Raw genomic sequence first — 20,260 nt, 5'->3', positions numbered from 1 at the left:
TTTTATCGCACGCGAACGGTTGAACCCGGTCGCATAATTGTCAGCGCTGTGATCCAGTCCACTCTGCCATCGCCATAATGCAGCGCCATAACGCCCTGAAGCGTTGCACCAACGTCCACAAGGAATGCCCGATGCCCCCACGCTCCGCCCACGCTTCAACCGCTGACGTGCCGCAAGGCACCGGTTTCGTCCGGGTGCGTGGCGCCCGCGAACACAACCTCAAGAACGTCGACGTGGACATCCCCCGCGATGCCCTGGTGGTGTTCACCGGTGTGTCGGGGTCCGGCAAATCGTCGCTGGCCTTCTCCACGCTTTACGCCGAAGCCCAGCGTCGCTACTTCGAGTCCGTCGCACCCTATGCACGACGCCTGATCGATCAGGTGGGCGTGCCGGACGTGGACAGCATCGAGGGCCTGCCGCCGGCAGTCGCCTTGCAGCAACAGCGCGGCACCCCCAGCGCACGCTCATCGGTGGGCAGCGTCACCACCCTGTCGAGCCTGATTCGCATGCTCTACTCCCGCGCCGGCAGCTACCCGGCCGACCAGCCGATGCTCTACGCCGAAGACTTCTCGCCCAACACGCCACAAGGTGCCTGCCAGGAATGCCATGGCCTGGGCCGGGTCTATGAGGTGACCGAAGCGTCCATGGTGCCGGACCCGTCGCTGACCATCCGCGAGCGCGCCGTGGCCGCCTGGCCCATGGCTTGGCAGGGCCAGAACCTGCGGGACATCCTGGTGACGCTGGGCTATGACGTCGACATCCCCTGGCGCGAACTGCCGAAGAAGCAGCGGGACTGGATTCTCTTCACCGAACAAACCCCTACCGTTCCCGTATACGCCGGGCTCACCCCGGCCCAGACCCGCGCCGCTCTCAAACGCAAGCTCGAACCGAGCTACCAGGGCACGTTCAGCGGCGCCCGACGCTACCTGCTGCACACGTTCATGCACTCCCAAAGCGCGCAGATGCGCAAACGCGTGGCGCAATACATGCGCGCCAGCCCCTGCCCCGTGTGCGAAGGCAAGCGCCTCAAACGCCAGGCGTTGACCGTGACCTTTGCCGGCCTGGACATCGCCGAACTGTCGCACCTGCCGTTGCTTGAACTGGCCGAAGTGCTCAAGCGTGTCCTGGCACCCGACTACCTGGAACAGGCCGAAGAAACCGGGGACGTCCTCAGCCACCAGCAAACCCGAGAAGCCCGCGAGCAACGCGCCGCCAGGGGCGACAACCCGCACGCGGGTGGGCCCGACGCGCGCCACACTCCCAACCTCTCCCTGGAGAAACGCCTGGCCGCCCAACGCATCGCCGCCGAGCTGCTGGAGCGGATCGTCACCCTGATCGACCTGGGCCTGGGCTACCTCGCCCTGGAACGCAGCACGCCGACGCTTTCGTCCGGCGAACTGCAACGCCTGCGCCTGGCGACCCAGCTCAATTCCCAGTTGTTCGGGGTGATCTACGTGCTGGACGAACCCTCCGCCGGCCTGCATCCGGCCGACAGCGAGGCGCTGTTTGGCGCCTTGCAACGCCTCAAGGCAGCGGGCAACTCGGTGTTTGTGGTCGAACATGACCTCGATACCATGCGCCGCGCCGACTGGCTCATCGACGTCGGCCCGGACGCCGGCGAACAAGGCGGGAAAGTCCTCTACAGCGGCCCGCCAGCAGGCCTTGGCCAAGTGCCGGAATCACGCACCCGCGCCTACCTCTTTGGTGAGGAACACGTTACGGCACGCAGCCCTCGGACGCCCAGGGATTGGCTGCGCCTGGAAGGCATCACCCGCAACAACCTCGACAACTTGAGCGCGGCCTTTCCCTTGGGTTGCTTCACCGCCGTGACCGGCATCTCCGGCTCAGGCAAATCCAGCCTCGTCAGCCAGGCTCTGCTGGATCTGGTCGGCGCCCACCTGGGCCAAGCCAGCCCCAGCGCCGAACCCGATGAGCAAAGCCTGGAAGACGAACCCGTGCAAACCAGCGGCGGGCGCGTTACCGCTGGGCTTGAAGCGGTCAGGCGGCTGGTGCAGGTGGACCAGAAACCCATCGGCCGCACCCCGCGTTCCAACCTCGCCACCTACACCGGGCTGTTCGATCACGTGCGCAAACTGTTCGCCGCGACAGCGCAGGCGCAAGCACTGGGGTTCGATGCCGGACGGTTTTCCTTCAACGTCGCCAAGGGCCGTTGCGAGACCTGTGAAGGTGAAGGTTTCGTCAGCGTGGAATTGTTGTTCATGCCCAGCGTGTACGCGCCCTGCCCCACCTGCCACGGCGCGCGCTACAACCCGCAGACCCTGGCGGTGAACTGGCAAGGCCTGGACATTTCCCAAGTGCTGCAACTGACCGTAAACCAGGCACTCGAGGTGTTTGCCGAACAAGCGGCGGCCAGGCGCTCATTGCAGGTGCTGCAGGATATCGGGTTGGGCTACCTGCGCCTGGGCCAACCGGCCACGGAGCTGTCCGGCGGCGAAGCCCAGCGGATCAAGCTGGCGACAGAACTGCAGCGCAAGGCCCGGGGGGCGACGTTGTATGTGTTGGATGAGCCCACCAATGGGCTGCATCCCCAAGACGTGGATCGCTTGCTGGTGCAGTTGAATCGCCTGGTGGAGGACGGTCACACGGTGGTTGTGGTGGAACATGACATGCGCGTCGTGGCGCAGAGTGACTGGGTCATCGACATCGGCCCGGGCGCGGGTTCCCAAGGTGGGAACGTCGTGGCCTGCGGGGCTCCGGAGGAAGTCGCGGCCTGCCGGGAAAGCCGGACGGCGGAGTTTCTGAAAAGGGCTTTGCAGCCTGGAAGATAAAACCTGGCCCAAATCCCCCGTGGCGAGGGAGCTTGCTCCCGCTGGGGTGCGAAGCGCCCCCAATGAAGCTGACGACATCAAACTGATACACCTCGGTGACTGGCCTGGGGGCTGCTACGCAGCCCAGCGGGAGCAAGCTCCCTCGCCACAAGAGCGGTTATCAGACCGTACGCGAATACTGAACCGTCTGGTCCGCCCCCAGGTACGCGTCGAAAGCCATGGCCACGTTGCGCATCATCAATTGCCCCTGGGGCAACAACACCAGCTCGTCGTCGCGAAGGTCCAGCAACCCGTCGCGCACCAGCTCCTGGAGCCGCTCCAGGGCATCGGCGAAGTACTCGGTAAATCGAATTCCGTGGGCGCTCTCGATCCGGCCGAAATCGATGCGTGCGTGACACATCAATTCGCTGATGACCTCGCGCCGCAGGCGATCGTCGTCGCTCAGCCGATAACCACGCTGCACCGCCAGCAAGCCTTGATCCAACCGGGCGTAATACTGGGAAAGCTCCTTGACGTTCTGGTTGTAGCTGTCGCCCACCTTGCCGATCGAGGAGACCCCCAGGCCAATCAGGTCGCAGTCGGCGTGGGTGGAATAACCCTGGAAATTACGCTGCAGGCTGCCCTGGGCGCGGGCGCGCACCAGTTCGTCATCCGGCAAGGCAAAGTGGTCCATGCCGATGTAGACGTAGCCGGCTTCAGTCAGGCGATTGATGGTCAGCTCGAGCAACTCCAGCTTGCGCTCTGGCGGCGGCATGTCTTCTGGTCGGATCATCCGTTGCGCCCGCACCCGTTGCGGCAGGTGGGCGTAGCTGTAGGCCGCGATCCGGTCCGGACGCAGGGCGATGATCTTGCTCAAGGTGACATCGAAACTGGCGATGGTCTGCAAAGGCAGGCCATAGATCAGATCGACGCTGACCGACTTGAAGCGCGCCACGCGCGCGGCTTCCACCAGCTCGACGACCTGGGTTTCGCTTTGCACTCGATTGACGGCGATCTGCACCTGGGCATCGAAATCCTGGACGCCGAAGCTCAGGCGGTTGAACCCCAGCTGACGCAGGCCTTGGATCTGTTGCGCATCGATGGTCCGCGGATCGACCTCGATGGAAAACTCATGGGCGTCGCTGTCGTCCATGTCGAACGACTGGTGCAGGCAGTCCATCAGGTCGGCCAGTTGCTCATGGGTCAGGTAAGTCGGCGTGCCCCCGCCCAGATGCAGCTGGGTCAGTTTGCGCGAGCGATCGAACAAGCCCGCCTGCAGGGCAATTTCGCGCTTGAGGTAGGTCAGGTATTCGACGGCACGATGGGTCTTGCGCGTGATGATCTTATTGCATGCGCAGTAATAGCAGAGGCTCTGGCAGAACGGGATATGGATGTACACCGATAACGGCTTGGGCTGCGGCGCCTGGTTGCTGCGCAGGGCAGCCTGCTGGTATTCGTCCATGGCAAAGGCCTGGTGGAACTGCGGCGCCGTCGGATAAGAGGTGTAGCGCGGCCCCGGGCGGTCGTATTTCTCCACCAGGGCACGATTGAAACCGGATGCAGCATTCATGATGGGTTCAACTTTTCAAAAGGGTGTGGGCCTGCGTCATCCAGTCCTGAGTCGAACAGATTGCAGATCGCATCCACGTTCAAGCGCCCGGCGGGCAGGATGCCGATAAACCGGCTCGACAGTTCGATCAATCCCTGGTCATGCAACACTTCCAGCGACGGCCAGACGGACGCGAAATGCTCGCGAAACACCAGGCCGAAGCGTGCCTCGATGGCCAGGATATCCAGCTCCAGGTCACAGGACAGCTGCTCGGTCACGCTCGCCTTGACCTGATCCTGCGCGTCACAGCGCCAGCCGCGACGCACCGGCAACTGCCCGGCGTCCAGCTGTTGGCAATATTGATGCAGGTCGTCGGTGTTCTGTACGTACAGGTGCTCGATCTGAGTAATGGCCGACAGCCCGAAGCCCACGTGATCGCAGCAACCGTGACGGGTAAAACCCTGGCAATTGCGATGCAGGCGTCCGTGCTCCTGGGCCACCGCCAGGTCATCGTCGGCCCTGACGAACTGGCCCAGGCCGATGTAGTGATAACCGGCGCCAATCAGTTGCTCGCAGCAGATCCGCCGCATGGCGTCCTTATCAGCCGGGCTGCAAAAGGCACCGGCCACCCCGGTGTTCTTCGAGCGGTAACGATAAGGCGCGCGGGCATAGTCGAAAACGTGCAGCCGGTCCGGTTCCAGTTCGATCAGCGTCGCCAGTTTCAGGGCGAAACTGCTGGGTGTCTGCCAAGCGTGACCGTAGCCCAGGTCAATGTTGATGGAGCGAAAACCAAAGGTGCGCGCCGCATCGATCAACGAATGGATCGGAGCCGGATTCTGGTAGCAATCGACCGACAGGTCGCTGTCGACGCCAATGTCGGGGACGCCGATGCTGACATGAGTGAAACCCTGGTCACGGATCAGGCCCATGGTCGACCAATCCGTGTGGTGCAGGTCCACCTCGATGCTGTGGTCGCCGCCATCGTATTCACTGAAGTCGAAGCGCTTGCGCAGGTCATTCATCAACTTCTGCAGATGAGCGATCACCGGTGTGCCACCGGTCAGGCAAAACTGCTCGACGTGCCGCCCTGCGCCCAAGTGGCAACCGACCAGCCCCATCTCATACGTCAGGCGTTGCAGGTAGCCCTCGATCTCGCCGCACCGGCAGTCACTGGCCAGGGGCGAACACGACGCCAGCCGCAAGCGCGAAGGCAGGTGCACCGCCACGGATAGGGGCCGTCGTTTCTGACGGCTGCTGCGCAACCCTCGAAGCAGGTCGAGCGAACCGATGCCTGTGTGGAATCTACGTGTACCGACCGGACAATCGAAATCAGCCACCACAGGCGCACGGCCCGAAGGTCGCTCACCGAGGGTATGGAACGGGTCGAACATGACAATCTCCGAGTGGCTGTGCGCAAGCAGTTTGCGGGGTAACCCGCCGGGTCACCTTGACCTGTATCAAGCGCCTTGGAACCACGCCACCGGCGCTTACCAGGTGACGTAGAACATGGCCTTGGCCAGCAGCACGATCGCGACCATGTGCAGGAACACGCTGGTATGGATGATGTGCACGTAGCGGGCGTTCATGCGCCCGCTCCTGAACAGCCACATGGCCCAGAGGAAATGGCCCAGCACACTGCCCGCCAACAGGATCTTGAGCCCCAGCAGCAAACCGAAGGACGATTGCAACGGTGACGAGAGCACCGGCCAATAGCGCAGCCAGACCATGCCAATGCCCGCGCCGAACAGCACCAGCAGCACCCACGGCATCAACTGCCGGGCGCGTTGGCTGATGCCTTGCTCCAGCAGCACCATGACCTTGGCAGGCAATTGCTTGCGAATGCTCTCCAGGAACAGGACTTCGAAGAAAACCGTGCCGATGAAAACCAGCGCGGCAAACAGGTGCAAGGTCAGAAACAGCGGATAACTCATGGGGTTCCTCAGTCGCCCTCTTCAGTGGGGCGATGGTTTATTCGAGGTTATCGCGCCATCCCGAAAGTGGGGTTGATGCCAATCAAGGAAACCGCACTGCCTGCCACACCACCAAACCCTGTGGGAGCGAGCTTGCTCGCGAAAGCGTCGGATCAGTTGCATCAAGGTTGACTGGTGCACCGCTATCGCGAGCAAGCTCGCTCCCACATTTTGATCTGTGGTTGTCCTGGATTTTTGGCATAGCACGAACTCTGTGGGAGCGAGCTTGCTCGCGAAAGCGTCGGATCAGTTACATCGAGGTTGACTGGTGCACCGCTATCGCGAGCAAGCTCGCTCCCACAGGAAAGAGCATCGTCGGCGTTGAGAAAGCGTCAACGGAACGTTGCGCCTGCGCAAGCCATACACAACCGCTGATCAGTTAGTCCGGCTTTTTGACACTTTCCCCGATATGCGGTCACAACTTTTGCGCTCCGTTGGGTCATAACACGAAGGTCGTCGATGGAATGTTGACGTCTACCTAGGTTTAAGCCTGATACGGAGATAAGCTCATGATTTTCAACGTACAAAATTTTGGCGCCAAAGGAGATGGCATCACCGACGACACGGCAGCCATCCAAAGTGCGATTGATGCGGCGGCCGCGGCCGGCGGTGGGCAGGTGTACATGCCGACCGGCACCTACATCGTTTCGGGAGGAGTGGAACCTTCCGATGGCTGCCTGATGCTCAAGAGCAACGTCTATCTGTACGGCGACGGCATGGGCGAGACCACGGTCAAGCTGGTCGACGGCTCCGACACCAAGATCACCGGCATCATCCGCTCGGCCTACGGCGAGGAGACCCACGACTTCGGCGTCAGCAACCTCACCATCGACGGCAACCGTGACAGCACCACCGGCAAGGTCGACGGCTGGTTCAACGGCTACATTCCAGGCCAGGAAGGCTACGATTCCAACGTCACCCTCGACAGCGTCGAGATCAAGGATTGCTCCGGGTACGGTTTCGACCCCCACGAGCAAACCGTCAACATGGTCATCAAGAACAGCGTGTCCCACGGCAACGGCCTGGACGGCTTCGTCGCCGACTTCCTCAGCGACAGCACCTTCGAAAACAACGTCGCCTACGACAACGACCGCCACGGCTTCAACGTCGTCACCAGCACCCACGATTTCACCATGACCAATAACGTCGCCTACGACAACGGCGGCAATGGCATCGTGATCCAGCGCGGCAGCGAGGACATCCCCTCGCCCAACAACATCACCATCACCGGCGGCGAGGTGTATGGCAACGGCGCCGAAGGCGTGCTGATAAAGCTCTCCAGCGAAGTGACCGTCACCGGCGTCGACATCCACGACAACAGCAGCGCCGGGATCCGCATCTACGGCAGCAACCACGTCGAAATCATCGACAACACCCTCAACAATAATTCCCTGGGCGGCGCCGTACCGGAAATCATCATCCAGTCCTACGACGACACCCTGGGCGTGTCCGGCAAGTACTTCAACGGCAGCGATAACACCATCCAGGGCAACATCATCAGCGGCAGCAACCTGTCGACCTACGGCGTTGCAGAGCGCAACGAAGACGGCACCGACCGTAACGCGATCATCGCCAACACCATCAGCCACACGAGCAATGGCGCCACGCTGGTCTATGGCGACGGCAGCTACGTCAGTGCGACGGTGCCGATGACCACCGTGCAAGGAACGGCGGGCAACGACACCCTGCTCGGCAGCGCCGCCAGCGAGATTTTCTATGGCGGCGCGGGCAACGACACGATCAATGGCGCGGCCGGTGGCGACATCCTCGTCGGTGGCGCCGATATCGACAAACTCACCGGTGGCACCGGTGCCGATACGTTCCGGTTCGTCGCCCAGTCGGACAGTTACCGCAACGCGACCACCAGTTTCGATGACACCATCACCGACTTCGACGTCACCCAGGACAAGATCGACCTCGCCGGCCTCGGTTTCACCGGCCTGGGCAACGGCCGTGGCGGCACCCTGCAGGTCAGCTACAGCGCCAGCAACAACCGCACCTACATCAAGGACTTCGACGCCGATGCCAGCGGCAATCGCTTCGAACTGATCCTCACGGGCAACCTCGCCAGTACCCTGACCGCCAGTAATTTCATCTTCAATCGCGTGATCACCGGCACCAACGGCAGCGACTCGCTGCTGGGTAGCGATGCAGCCGACACCCTGCTCGGCCTGGCGGGCAATGACAGCCTCAGTGGCGCCGCCGGCGACGACAAGCTCGACGGCGGTGCTGGCATGGACACCCTCACCGGGGGCGCCGGGGCGGACACCTTCGTGTTCGCCAACCGCCTGGACAGCTACCGCAACTACAACACCGGCGGCGCCAACCTCGGCGACCTGATCACCGACTTCAACATCAGCGCCGACAAGATCGACCTCTCGGCCATGGGCTTCACCGGCCTGGGGGACGGCAAGAACAACACCGTGTACCTGGTGCTCAACAGTGCCGGCACCAAGACCTACATCAAGTCCCTGGAAGCCGACGCCAATGGCAACCGCTTCGAAGTGGCGCTGGATGGCAATTACCTCAACACCCTGACCAGCGCCAACTTCGTCTTCGCCACCACCTCGCCGACCAACCAGGCGCCGGTACTGGCAACGCCACTGGTGGACCAGAACGCGACCGAAAACACTCCGTTCAGCTACGTGGTGCCGGCCACCAGTTTCACCGATCCGGACAACGACAGCCTGAGCTACACCGCCAAACTCGCCAACGGCAGCGCCCTGCCCAGCTGGCTGGTCTTCGATGCCGCCACCCGCACCTTCAGCGGCACGCCACCCGACACCGCGTCGGGCACCTACGCTATCCAGGTCACTGCGAGCGACGGCAGCAACGCCACCGTCAGCGACAGCTTTACCCTCGCCGTGCAGGACGTTCCCACCGCCATTGTGATCAATGGCACGCCGAACAACGACACGCTGACCGGCACCGCAGCCAATGAGCAATTATTCGGTGGCGCGGGCAACGACACCCTCAATGGCGGCGCCGGCAACGACATCCTGGTCGGCGGCACCGGGGTGGACAAGCTCACCGGCGGCACGGGGGCCGATGTGTTCCGCTACACCTCGAAACTCGACAGCTACCGCACCAGTTCCACCAGCGCCAGTGACCAGATCCTCGACTTCGACCTGACTGCGGACAAGATCGATGTGTCGGCGCTTGGCTATACCGGCCTGGGCAACGGGCTCAACGGCACCCTGCAGGTCACTTACAGTTCGTCGACCAACCGCACCTACCTCAAGGACCTGACGGTCGATGCCAACGGCAACCGGTTTGAGGTCTCGATGGCAGGCAACTTCCTCAGCAGCCTGACGGCCAGTCACTTTGTCTTCGCCGACCAGAACACCCCAACCCACGTGGCGCCAGTCGTGGCCACCCCGCTGCTTGACCAGAACGCCAGTGAAAGCACGCCGTTCAGCTACACCGTGGCCAGCAACAGCTTCACCGACGCCAACCAGGATGTACTGACCTACACCGCGACCCTCGCCAACGGCAGCGCCCTGCCCGCCTGGCTGAGTTTCAATGCCACCAGCCTGACCTTCAGCGGCACGCCGACCAGCACTGCGGCAGGCAACTACGACGTGCTGGTCAAGGCCACCGACCCGTCGGGCGCCTCGGTCAGTGACAACTTCGCCCTGGTGGTGGCCGATGCGCCCGCCAACACGATCACCGGCACCAACAATGCCGAGACCCTCAACGGCACGACCGGCGCGGACCTGATCCTTGGCCTGGGCGGCAACGACACGATCAAGGCCGGCACCGGTGCGGACATCGTCGATGGCGGCGCCGGACGCGACTCGCTGTACGGCGGCGACGGTGCCGACACGTTCCGCTACAGCAACCTGCTCGACAGCTACCGCGACTACGACACCGGGGGCGTCACGGCCACCGACACGATTTATGACTTCACCGTCGGCGTCGACAAAATCAACGTCTCGGGGCTGGGCTTTCTCGGCCTCGGCGATGGCAGCAACGGCACGCTGTACATGACCCTGAACGCGGCCGGCGACAAGACCTACATCAAGTCCGCCGAAGCCGATGCCGACGGCAATCGCTTCGAAATCGCCCTCAACGGCAACTACCTCAACACCCTCACCGCCAGCGACTTCGTCTTCGGCGAGCGCGCCCAGCAGGACATTCTCTACCTGCCGACCCTCGGCCAATCCAACGCGCGCCTGCTGCGCATGACCGAGGACGACAACCAATCCGGCACCTCGATGCTGGTCAACGACCTGGACCGCTATACCACCTATGACGTGCGCAGCCAGTTCACCGATGCCGATGGCAACGGCATCGACATCGCGGTGGGCGGCAGCACGGTCAACGGCCTGTCCACGCTCAGCGCCGAGGAACTCAAGCTGTGCTGGTGGCTGACCGACACCAACCAACCCGGGCAGGCGCTGTTGCGGGCAGTGACATTGCTGCGCGACCAGCGCACCGAACTGCAGGCGATCGATAACGTCACCATGGGCATCATCTGGGGCCAGGGCGAGGAAGCCGCCCAGGAAATCGCCCGCGCCACGGACAAAGCCGCAGCTGCGGCGGCGTACAAGGCCGCGACCCTGAAAGTCTTCGATTACCTGCACGCCCAGTTCGGCAATTTCAGTGTGTACCTGATGGAAACCGGTCATTACTCAGAAGACGCGGCTCGGGCCCGGGGATATTCGGAAGAGAAGATCGCGTCCATCGTCGAGGGCGTCGGTTATGTGCGCGCCGCCCAGGAAGCCATGGCCGCCGAGCGCGCCGACGTCAAGCTGGCGGTGGACTACACCGACCTGCCCTTGCGCTACGAAGTCGACCCGCTGGTGTATCCCGATGACGTCTGGCACCTGCACGAGGAGTCGGCGGAAATCGTCGGTCAACGCCTGGCGGACTACATTGCCGATGACCTGGGCTTCCATGGCAATCCCAACGACAACAACAGCGTGCAGGACATCTTCGACAACGCCCAGAACCAGGGCGGGATGATCTCCGGTACCGACCAGGACGACACCCTGGTGGGCAGTTCGGGCAACGACACGCTGAACGGCGACCTGGGCGCCGACACCCTCACCGGTGGCGACGGCAACGACATCTACGTGGTCGACAATGCCTTCGACAGCGTGGTGGAAACCAACACCTCGACGTCGCAGATCGACACGGTGCAAGCCTCGGTCAGTTGGACCCTGGGCGCCAATCTGGAAAACCTGGTGCTCACCGGCGTGTCGGAGATCGACGGCACCGGCAATGAACGGCGCAACTTCATCACCGGCAATGCCGCCCATAACGTACTCGACGGCGCTGCGGGGGCCGACAGCATGAGCGGTGGCGATGGCAACGACAGCTACTTTGTCGACAATGCCGATGACAGTGTGATCGAGACCAACAGCAACACCGTGACCGGCGGGATCGACAGCGTACACAGCAGCCTGGCGGCCTATACCTTGGGCAACAACGTCGAGAACCTGTATGTCGATAGCACCGGCGCCGCCAATGGCACCGGCAATGCGCTGGACAATACGCTGTTCGCCGGGGCCGGCAACAATGTACTGGATGGACGCGATGGCATTGACACGGCCAGCTTCGAGCGCGCGCTGTCCGGCGTGACCGTCAACCTCTCGACGTCGGCGCAACAGAACACCGTGGGGTCCGGGCTCGACACCTTGAAGTTCATCGAGAACCTGAAGGGAAGCGCCTACGCCGACACGCTGTCGGGGAACAGCGCGGCGAACGTCCTCGACGGTGGGGCCGGCAACGATACGCTGGTGGGTGGTTCGGGCGATGACCGATTGATCGGCGGCGCAGGCACCGACAACCTCAACGGTGGCACTGGCGCGGACACCTACGCGTTTGGTGCGCTGTCGGACATGGGCGTCGGGGCCTTGCGCGATGTGATCAGCGGCTTCAAAAGCGCGGAGTTCGACAAGTTGGACCTCACCGGCCTGGACGCCAACCCGCTGACCGCCACAGTCGATGCCTTCACGTTCATTGGCAGCAACGCCTTCGACCCCACCAACGCCACCGGCCAGCTGCGCTTCGTCGATGGCATCCTCTCCGGCAGTACCAACGCCAACGCCACCCCCGAGTTCGAATTCGAACTGGTCGGCGTCAAGGAGCTGCACGCCAGCGACTTCACCGCCTGATTGCCCCCTGAGCAGGCTTGCCCGCAATAGCGGCGGCACATTCAGCAAGGATGCTGACTGACCCACCGCAATCGCGAGCAAGCTCGCTCCCACAGGGTCGTGCTGTGCCAGAAAATTCCAGGACAACCACAGATCAAACTGTGGGAGCGAGCTTGCTCGCGAAGGCCTCGGAATATTCAACATTGATGCTGGCTGACCCACCGCAATCGCGAGCAAGCTCGCTCCCACAAGGGGACTGGCGGCGCCATAAAAATCAAGGACAACCACAGATCAAACAGTGGGAGCGAGCTTGCTCGCGAAGGCCTCGGAATATTCAACATTGATGCTGGCTGACCCACCGCAATCGCGAGCAAGCTCGCCACAGGGGGGCGTGTTGTGCTGAAGGCAAGCACTGGGCCCGGACCGTTTTTGTGGCGAGGGAGCTTGCTCCCGCTCGGCTGCGCTGTAGGAGCTGTCGAGCGAAGCGAGGCTGCGATCTTTTCAGGCCTTGTTGAGTGTTAAGTGAAAGATCAAAAGATCGCAGCCCAGCGGGAGCAAGCTCCCTCGCCACAGGGATAAGTGCAAACTTGAGCACTGATGGTCTAGAACAAGCTTTGTACCTGCTCCAGCACCGCACGATTCATCTGGCCAGTGTGAGTGTGCAGGCTCACATAGCTTTGCAGCATGTCGAGCTTGGTATTGAGCAGGTCTCGACGGGCCTGGAACAGCCGCTGCTGCGCGTCAAGAATATCCACCGTGGAGCGCACACCGCCCTGGAAGCCTTTTTCCGTCGAGGTCAGTGCTCGCTGGTTCGACTCCACCGCCCGCTGCATCGCCTTGCTCTTGGTAAACCCGGCGACGACGCCCAGGTAATCGGTCTCGATATCCTCGGCCAGTTGCTGGCGTTGCACGTCGTAGTCGGACTGGGCGCCGGCCAGTTGCGCTTCGGCCTTGGCCACCGAGGCCCGTACCGCCCCGCCGCGGTACAACGGAATATCCAATTGCACACCCACGTAGTAGGTGTCCTGGCGCGGGTCGAGTTCCTGGTATTGACGGGTTTCCCGGCGGGTCAACTGGGTGGTCAGCGACAAGGTTGGATAATGCCCGGCGCGCTGGCTGTCAGCCTGGGCCTCGGCGACTTTCACCGCCGCCAGCCGGGCAGCCAGCTCGGGGCTGGCTTCACGGGCAATCGCCGTCCAGTACGGCAAATCCTGCTCCGGCGGGATCGGACTACCGGCGGCCAGTTCTTCGCGCATCGGCAGGATGTCATCGATGGGCACGCTGGCACGCCCGGACAAGGCCCGCAACGCCGCCACGCGCCGCGCCTGGGCTTCAGCCTCCTGGGCTTGCACCAGGTCGAGCCGCGCCTGGGCTTCGTCGATATCGGTGATCGCGCCTTGGCCGCCTTCATAAAGCTTTTTACTTTGAACGACCAAACCTTGGATGGCGCTCTTCTGCTGGACGATCAACTTGATCTCGTTCTCGGCCCGAGCGACATCGAAATACCCCTTCGCCACCCGGTCATACAGGGTCTGGCCGGCCACATCGAACACCTGGGTGCCCAGTTGACCGCGCGCCTTGCCCTCCTGATACGCCGCCCAGCGTGCCTTGTCGTAGAGTGGCTGTTGCGCCGCCAGGGTCACGTTGTTCGCCTGGTAATCGTTGCTGTTGACGTAGGTGTTGTCGTCACCGCCGTCGGTCCGCCCGCCGTAGCCGTAGCGCGAGCTTAGCGACACTTGCGGGTAAAGGCCGCCACGCCCGATGTCCTCTTCATGCCGCGAAGCTTCAAAAGCGTGGGCAGCCGACTGCACGGTCGGATCGTTGAGGCGCGAGGCATCATAGGCGGCGGTCAGGCTCAGGCCTCCCTCAGCGGCCCACACCGGACTGAGCGCCGCCCAACCCGCACACAGGCTCAGCAATACACGCAAACGGTAGCGACAACGATCGACCATGCTCATTCCTCCTTGAAGGCTGCAAGCAAGCGTTCACGCAAAGGCTTCATCAGGTAATTCATCAAGGTGCGCTCGCCCGTCACCACCGTGACGTCGGCGAGCATGCCCGGGCGCACCAGCAGGCCGGCGCTCTGCAACGCAACCACGGTGTCGGCGGGAATCTCGACCTTGGCGGAGAAGTACGGTTGGTGTGTCTGCTCATTGATCAACTGGTCCGCCGACACCGTCGTCACCGTGCCGGTCACCGTCGGCGTATCCACCCGTTGCAGCGCGGTGAAATGCACATGCACCGGCAGGCCCGGGCGCAGTTTGTTGGCCATCAGCGGCTCGAAACGCGCGGTGATCGCCATCGGTGCATCCAGCGGCACGACCTGCATCAGGGTCTGGCCGGCCTGTGCCACACCGCCGACGGTATGAATGCTCACGTCCATGACTTGCCCGGCCACCGGCGCACGGATCGCACCGTTGTCGACTTCAAACTGCAAGGCACGAATCTGATCGGCATAACCGGCGGCCTCGGCCGAGACTTCGCTGAGCTGGGTTTCGGCATCGCGACGGAACTCCTGCTGCGCCTGCAAGGCCTTGAGCCGGCTTTCGTTGATCGCCTGGCGAGTCCTGCCGACATCACCCACCCCCGAGGCGATCTGCCCCGCCAACTGGGCTGCGTTGCGCTCGGCCTCGAAGAGTTTGTTGCGCGGAACGTAGCCCTCCCGGGCCAAATCACGCAGGCCTTCGAGCTCCTGCTGCTGGAAGCGCATCTGCGCGTCGTAGTTGCGCTTGACGCCTTCGTAGCCAAGCAATTGCTGCTGCAAGGCCGCGGCTTCGTGCTCGATGATCTGCAAGCGGCTGCCCAGCTCCGCGCGGCGGGTGATGAACAACTGGCTCTGCAAGGCCATGGCCGCCTTGACTCGCGGTTCGTCGGCGTGGGCCAGCAGGTCCGCGGGCCATTGGATCTCGGCGTTGCCCAGGCGCTCGGCAATCAAGCGCGCTTCGATGCTGCGATCATTGAGAAGCTTGCCCAGGGTCACGTCCAGTTGCGATTGCGCCTGCACCGTATTGAGCTGCACGAGCAATTGCCCCTGGGTGACGCGGTCGCCGTCGCTGACCAGTAGCTTTTCCACTACTCCGCCGACCAGCGACTGCACGGCCTTGCGCTCCCCCGCCACCACCACGGTGCCACTGCCTACCACCCCTTGGTCGAGCGGCGCCAGGCAGGCCCAGAGCAGGAAACCGCCCAGCGTCAGGACCAGGAATCCCACGCCATAACGCGCCGCGCTCCCGGCGTCGGTGCTGGCGCTGGGCAGCGTCGTGGTGCTGCGCACGCTCAGCCCTTGCTCGCTATACGCTTGCGCCCCCGGAGTCAGATCACGCATCGCCGCCCGCCTCCCTGACCGCGGCCGGTCTCGGCCCCGGCATCAATGCCTTGAGCACCCGGTCCCGAGGGCCGAACGCTTGTTGAGTACCGTCCTTGAGCACCAGGATGTGATCGACCACCGCCAGTACGTTGGGACGGTGGGTAATCAACACCACGGTACTGCCAGCCGCCTTGAGCGTACTGATGGCCTGCACAAGCGCCAATTCTCCGGCTTCATCGAGGTTGGAGTTGGGCTCATCGAGCACGATCAGCGATGGCCGCCCGTAGAGCGCGCGAGCCAGGCCCAGGCGTTGTTTTTGCCCACCGGACAAGCCAAGCCCACCAGGGCCCAGCGGCGTGTCGTAGCCCTTGGGAAAGCGCAGGATCATTTCGTGGATGCCGGCATGACGCCCGGCGGCGATGATCTTGTCGGCGTCCTGCTCACCGAAGCGGGCGATGTTGTCGGCGACCGTGCCATCGAACAACTCGATGTCCTGTGGCAGGTATCCAAGGTAGGGACCCAAGGCGTCGTGGGACCACTGGCTGATCTCGGCATCGTCCAGCCGCACCGACCCGCCCATGGCCGGCCAGACCCCGACCAAGGCGCGCGCCAGTGTCGATTTACCACTGGCGCTGGGCCCGACCACCGCCAGCACATCGCCTTTGGCGAGGCTGAAATTGATCCCGCGCAGGATCGGCTGCGAAGCACCTGGCGGACCGACATACAACTGTTCCAGGCGCACCGCGCCGGTGGGCGGTGGCAACGGCATGCGCAGGCGCTCGCGCGGGTGCTGGGCCAGCAGTTGGCTCAGGCGCTGGTAGCTCTGGCGCCCGGCGTTGAATTGTTTCCACGAGCCGATGGCGATTTCCACGGGCGCCAGGGCCCGCCCCAGCAACAGCGACATCGCAATCATCATGCCCGCCGACAGTTGGCCTTCGAGCACCAGCAAGGCTCCCAGGCCCAGGGACAGGGACTGCCCGGAGATGCGCACGAACCGCGTCGCCGAGGTGATGCGCGCGCCGCGGTCGCTGGCATGGGCCTGGGCGGCAATGATGCGCTGCTGCAACAAGCTCCAGCGCTGGCGCAATGGTCCAAGCATGCCCAGGGCCTGGATGACTTCGGCATTCTGCAGCGTGCTGTTGACATAGATCGACGACTGCACCCCCAGGCGATTGGCTTCGCCCAGGCGCGTGCGCGTCGCCAGTTCACCCCATAGCGCCAAGCCGATCAGCACCAGGGCGAGCACCAGCGTCAGCACGCCGAACCAGGGATGAAAGATGAACGCCACCAGCAGGAAGATCGGCAGCCAAGGGGCGTCGAGCAACGCGATCAAACCCTGCCCGGTGATCAACTGGCGCAACGTCGCCAGGTCGGTGAGCACCTGCGCCGGGTTGGCGTTGTGCTCGCGCAGGCTGCGGGCAAAAGCGGCGTCGAAAATCCGCTCGCCCAAGGCTTCGTCCAGCCCCGCGCTCATGCGAATCATCACCTCGCCACGGACCCACTCGATCAGGGCACTGAACATGAACAGCCCCAGGGCCATCAAGGTGAGCATGAACAAGGTGGTTTCGTTGCGGCTGGTCAGGACCCGGTCGTAGACCTGCATCATGTAGAGCGACGGCACCAGCACCAGCAGATTGATCACGCCACTGAACAATGCCAGCGCCCAGAACACCCGGCGGTAGCTCAATAAGGCAGCATCAATGTCATGACGCGGATCGAGTAGAAACCCCATGGGAAATCGCCTGCAAGAGAAATGGTCGGTCCAGGACGCAATCCATCGCAAGGCTTTTTTCCCGAGAGTGATCGAGAAAAAACTAATCCAGCTGGCGTGCTGTTATCAGGGGCGATCCTCATCCCTACAGGCGCCAATTACTGACAACGCAGGCGCGGGTTAGTGCCGGTTTGCAGGGGTGTGCTTGCAAGTGGGTGACAGGCGGACGGGCCGCGCTTCAAGACGGAGGTTTTTGCGTCCTGAATGGGCTGAAAAGGCGGTTTTGTTGACGCCAGTAACGTGACGTCAACAGGGCAGAAATGACAGGCTAACCGAGGGAGGCGACGCTCTCAGGCTGGGGCGAATGCCGCGATGTTGCCAGGCCGATAAAGGAAATGATCAGCGCCAGGCCCAGGGTGGTACTGACCTCGCTGCGGTGCTCGGGCGTGACCATCATGACCGCCAGCGCCGCCGAGATGAACACGATGACCAACCACGTCAGCCAGGGGAACAACCACATGCGAAAAGGCAGCTCGATATTCTGCCGTTGCAACATCCGGCGCATGCGCAGTTGCGAGATGGCGATCACCAGATACACCAGCAAGGCGATCGCGCCGGAGCTGGCGAGCAGGAACTGGAACAGGCCGGCGGGCATGAAGTAGCTGAACAAGGTGACACCCGCGCCCAGCACGGTACTGGCAATCACCGCCGACCGTGGCACACCGGCCGAGGACGTGACCTTCAGTGCCTTTGGCGCATCGCCGCGGCGCCCCAGGGAGTACAGCATCCGCGAGGCGATGTAGATCGAGGAGTTCATGCAACTGGCCACGGCGATCAACACCACCACGTCCACCAGGAATTTGGCGTGGGGAATGTTCATCAGCTCCAGCGCCCGCTGGTAGGAACCCACTGAAGCCAGGAGCGGATCGTTCCAGGGGACCACGGAAATGACCACGAAGATCGACAGCAGGTAGAACACACCAATGCGCCAGATCACCGAACGGGTGGCCTTGGCAATGTTCTGCGCAGGGTTATCGGATTCGGCTGCTGCGATGGTCACTGCCTCCGTACCGATGAAGCTGAACATGATGGTAATGAACGCGCCCACCACCGCCGACAGGCCATTGGGGGCGAACCCGCCATGCTCCTCCATCAAGCGACTCAGGCCGCTGGCTTCACGCTCGGGAATCCACCCCATCAGCACCGCGAAACCCAGGGAGATGAAGCCGATGATTGCCACGACCTTGGCCATGGCGAACCAGAACTCGAACTCGCCGTATTTGGACACGCTGAACAGATTCGTCACGGCCAACAGAACGATCGACACCGAGGCGAACAGCCAGGCATCAACGGCGGGAAACCACTGGTTCAGCACATGACCGGCGGCCAACGCTTCGATGGGAATCACCAGCACCCAGAACCACCAGTAGAGCCAACCGATGGTGAAGCCTGCCCAGCGTCCGATGGCCTGGTCGGCATAGGTGGAGAAGGAGCCGGTGTCCGGATTGGCAACCGCCATCTCGCCCAGCATGCGCATGACCAGGACCACCAACAGCCCGGAGAACAGATAGGCCAGCATGACGGCCGGGCCGGCGGCGGCAATGGCATGGCCCGATCCCACGAACAGACCCGCACCGATGATTCCGGCAATAGACAGCATGGTGACGTGACGAGGCTTGAAGCCCTGTGCCAAATGGCCGTTCGAATCCTTGAAGCTGGGGCTGGTCATTTTCTTATTCTCTTGTGATCGAACATTGAGACGCGCTTAGGGACGGTCGGTGCTTGTGATTTCATCCTCTCCTGAAGACGGTCCCCGTCGCGAACGTGTGCATGGCCGTTGAAAAGTCGCGCCACGTTACCTGTCTTCCCTCCCGAGTTAGTTACCTGAACGCGCCATCCCCGTGCCTGATTTCGCCAAGTAGGAATGGCGTTTTGCCTCATGCCAGGCGTCTGGATCGCGGCATTCAGCCCCGTCCTTGAGGGAGAGCCATGAAATAAACCCTTTAAAAACTTTACTGGGTTAAGTATTTTGCATGCCTATGCCCGGTCTGTTGTTAACCAGGAACCCTGTGGGAGCGAGCTTGCTCGCGATGGCGGTATTTCAGTCGACTTCAATGCGACTGATCCAACGCTATCGCGAGCAAGCTCGCTCCCACAGGGCTGGTGTACCAAGGCCTTTAATCGCTGCTTTCCAACAAGGACCTCCCGTGAGCGGACTGCGTGAACGTCAAAAAGCCGAACGCCGCCAAGCCATCAGCAAGGCGGCGGTCGAACTGTTCGAGCGCCAGGGTTTCCAGAACACCACCATCGAGCAGATCGCCAACCAGGCCGGTGTATCGGCGCCTACCGTCTTCAAGTACTTCGGCAACAAGCAGGAGATCATCCTGGAGATCCTGCACGACGCCGACCAGCGCGCACTCACGGACACCCGCAACCAGATCCCTGAAATCGAAGACCCGGTCGAAGCACTGTGTTATCTGGAACGACTGTTGACCGGTTACGCGCTGGAGGTCATGCATCCGAGCCTTTGGCGCGAGTTGCTGCCGCTGATTCTGTTTGGCGGCGACAACGGGCTGCCCGAGGGTTATCGCGCCATGAACGATGCGCTCAGGGCCGAAATCAGTGGGCTGATCAGGGAATTGCAACAGGCCGGAAAGCTGCGCGCCGACCTCGACGTCGACCTCGCCGCCTTCCTGTTGAACGACTATTCGCACTTGCAGCTGTTCAGGTTGGTCAACCAGGAACAGCCGGACATCGAGGCCCACTCTACCCAGGTCCGACGTATCACCGAATTGCTCTTCCTGGGCATGCGCGCCTGAGCGAACACTTCACCGATACGAACACTCCACCGATA

At 62.6% G+C, this 20,260-nt stretch carries 10 protein-coding genes; 3 read left to right on the top strand and 7 right to left on the bottom strand.

Translation table 11 applies throughout. The features are described 5' to 3' along the window. The first annotated feature begins 131 nt into the window (after positions 1-131). A complete protein-coding gene (locus tag LOY50_RS13280; protein ID WP_258691097.1) occupies positions 132-2,789 on the top strand; it encodes an excinuclease ABC subunit UvrA in 2,658 nt (885 codons plus the stop codon). 160 nt (positions 2,790-2,949) lie between these two features. On the opposite strand, the gene hemN is transcribed toward LOY50_RS13280, so the two are convergent. The 3 genes from hemN to LOY50_RS13265 form a co-directional block, all read right to left on the bottom strand. Beyond that, positions 2,950-4,338 (bottom strand): oxygen-independent coproporphyrinogen III oxidase, encoded by a 1,389-nt coding sequence (gene hemN, locus LOY50_RS13275; protein WP_258691096.1) that lies wholly within the window; start codon positions 4,336-4,338, stop codon positions 2,950-2,952. Next, positions 4,335-5,708, bottom strand: a complete 1,374-nt coding sequence (locus LOY50_RS13270; RefSeq protein ID WP_258691095.1) for a coproporphyrinogen III oxidase — start codon at positions 5,706-5,708, stop codon at positions 4,335-4,337. The genes hemN and LOY50_RS13270 overlap by 4 nt, the downstream gene beginning before the upstream one ends. A 96-nt stretch (positions 5,709-5,804) precedes the next feature. Beyond that, complete coding sequence (locus LOY50_RS13265; protein ID WP_214512260.1) at positions 5,805-6,248, bottom strand: CopD family copper resistance protein; 444 nt, start codon at positions 6,246-6,248, stop codon at positions 5,805-5,807. Positions 6,249-6,796: 548 nt separating this feature from the next. Between LOY50_RS13265 and LOY50_RS13260 the strand changes: the two genes are divergently transcribed. Next, on the top strand, positions 6,797-12,409 hold the full coding sequence (locus tag LOY50_RS13260; RefSeq protein ID WP_258691094.1) for a putative Ig domain-containing protein: 5,613 nt from the start codon (positions 6,797-6,799) through the stop codon (positions 12,407-12,409). A 581-nt stretch (positions 12,410-12,990) separates the two neighbouring features. Here LOY50_RS13260 and LOY50_RS13255 read toward each other — a convergent pair. The 4 genes from LOY50_RS13255 to gabP all read right to left on the bottom strand — a co-directional run bounded on the left by LOY50_RS13255 (position 12,991) and on the right by gabP (position 19,135). Next, positions 12,991-14,340: a TolC family outer membrane protein gene (locus LOY50_RS13255; RefSeq protein WP_253474363.1), complete on the bottom strand. Its 1,350-nt coding sequence runs from the start codon at positions 14,338-14,340 to the stop codon at positions 12,991-12,993. A gap of 2 nt (positions 14,341-14,342) precedes the next feature. Next, positions 14,343-15,713, bottom strand: a complete 1,371-nt coding sequence (locus tag LOY50_RS13250) for an HlyD family type I secretion periplasmic adaptor subunit (RefSeq protein ID WP_214512257.1) — start codon at positions 15,711-15,713, stop codon at positions 14,343-14,345. Next, complete coding sequence (locus LOY50_RS13245) at positions 15,706-17,427, bottom strand: type I secretion system permease/ATPase (RefSeq protein ID WP_253474360.1); 1,722 nt, start codon at positions 17,425-17,427, stop codon at positions 15,706-15,708. Before LOY50_RS13245 ends, LOY50_RS13250 begins: the two co-directional genes overlap by 8 nt. Positions 17,428-17,734: 307 nt before the next feature. Then, on the bottom strand, positions 17,735-19,135 hold the full coding sequence (gene gabP, locus LOY50_RS13240; protein ID WP_214512255.1) for a GABA permease: 1,401 nt from the start codon (positions 19,133-19,135) through the stop codon (positions 17,735-17,737). A 478-nt stretch (positions 19,136-19,613) separates the two neighbouring features. Between gabP and LOY50_RS13235 the strand changes: the two genes are divergently transcribed. After that, positions 19,614-20,225 carry a TetR/AcrR family transcriptional regulator gene (locus LOY50_RS13235; RefSeq protein ID WP_253474357.1) on the top strand — a complete coding sequence of 204 codons (612 nt, stop codon included), beginning with the start codon at positions 19,614-19,616 and terminating at the stop codon, positions 20,223-20,225. Positions 20,226-20,260 lie beyond the last annotated feature (35 nt).

The organism is Pseudomonas sp. B21-010, assembly GCF_024749325.1.
Classification (GTDB): domain Bacteria; phylum Pseudomonadota; class Gammaproteobacteria; order Pseudomonadales; family Pseudomonadaceae; genus Aquipseudomonas; species Aquipseudomonas kilonensis.
Note: the sequence above shows the minus strand (reverse complement) of the source record. Positions and strands in the feature narration are given on the sequence as shown.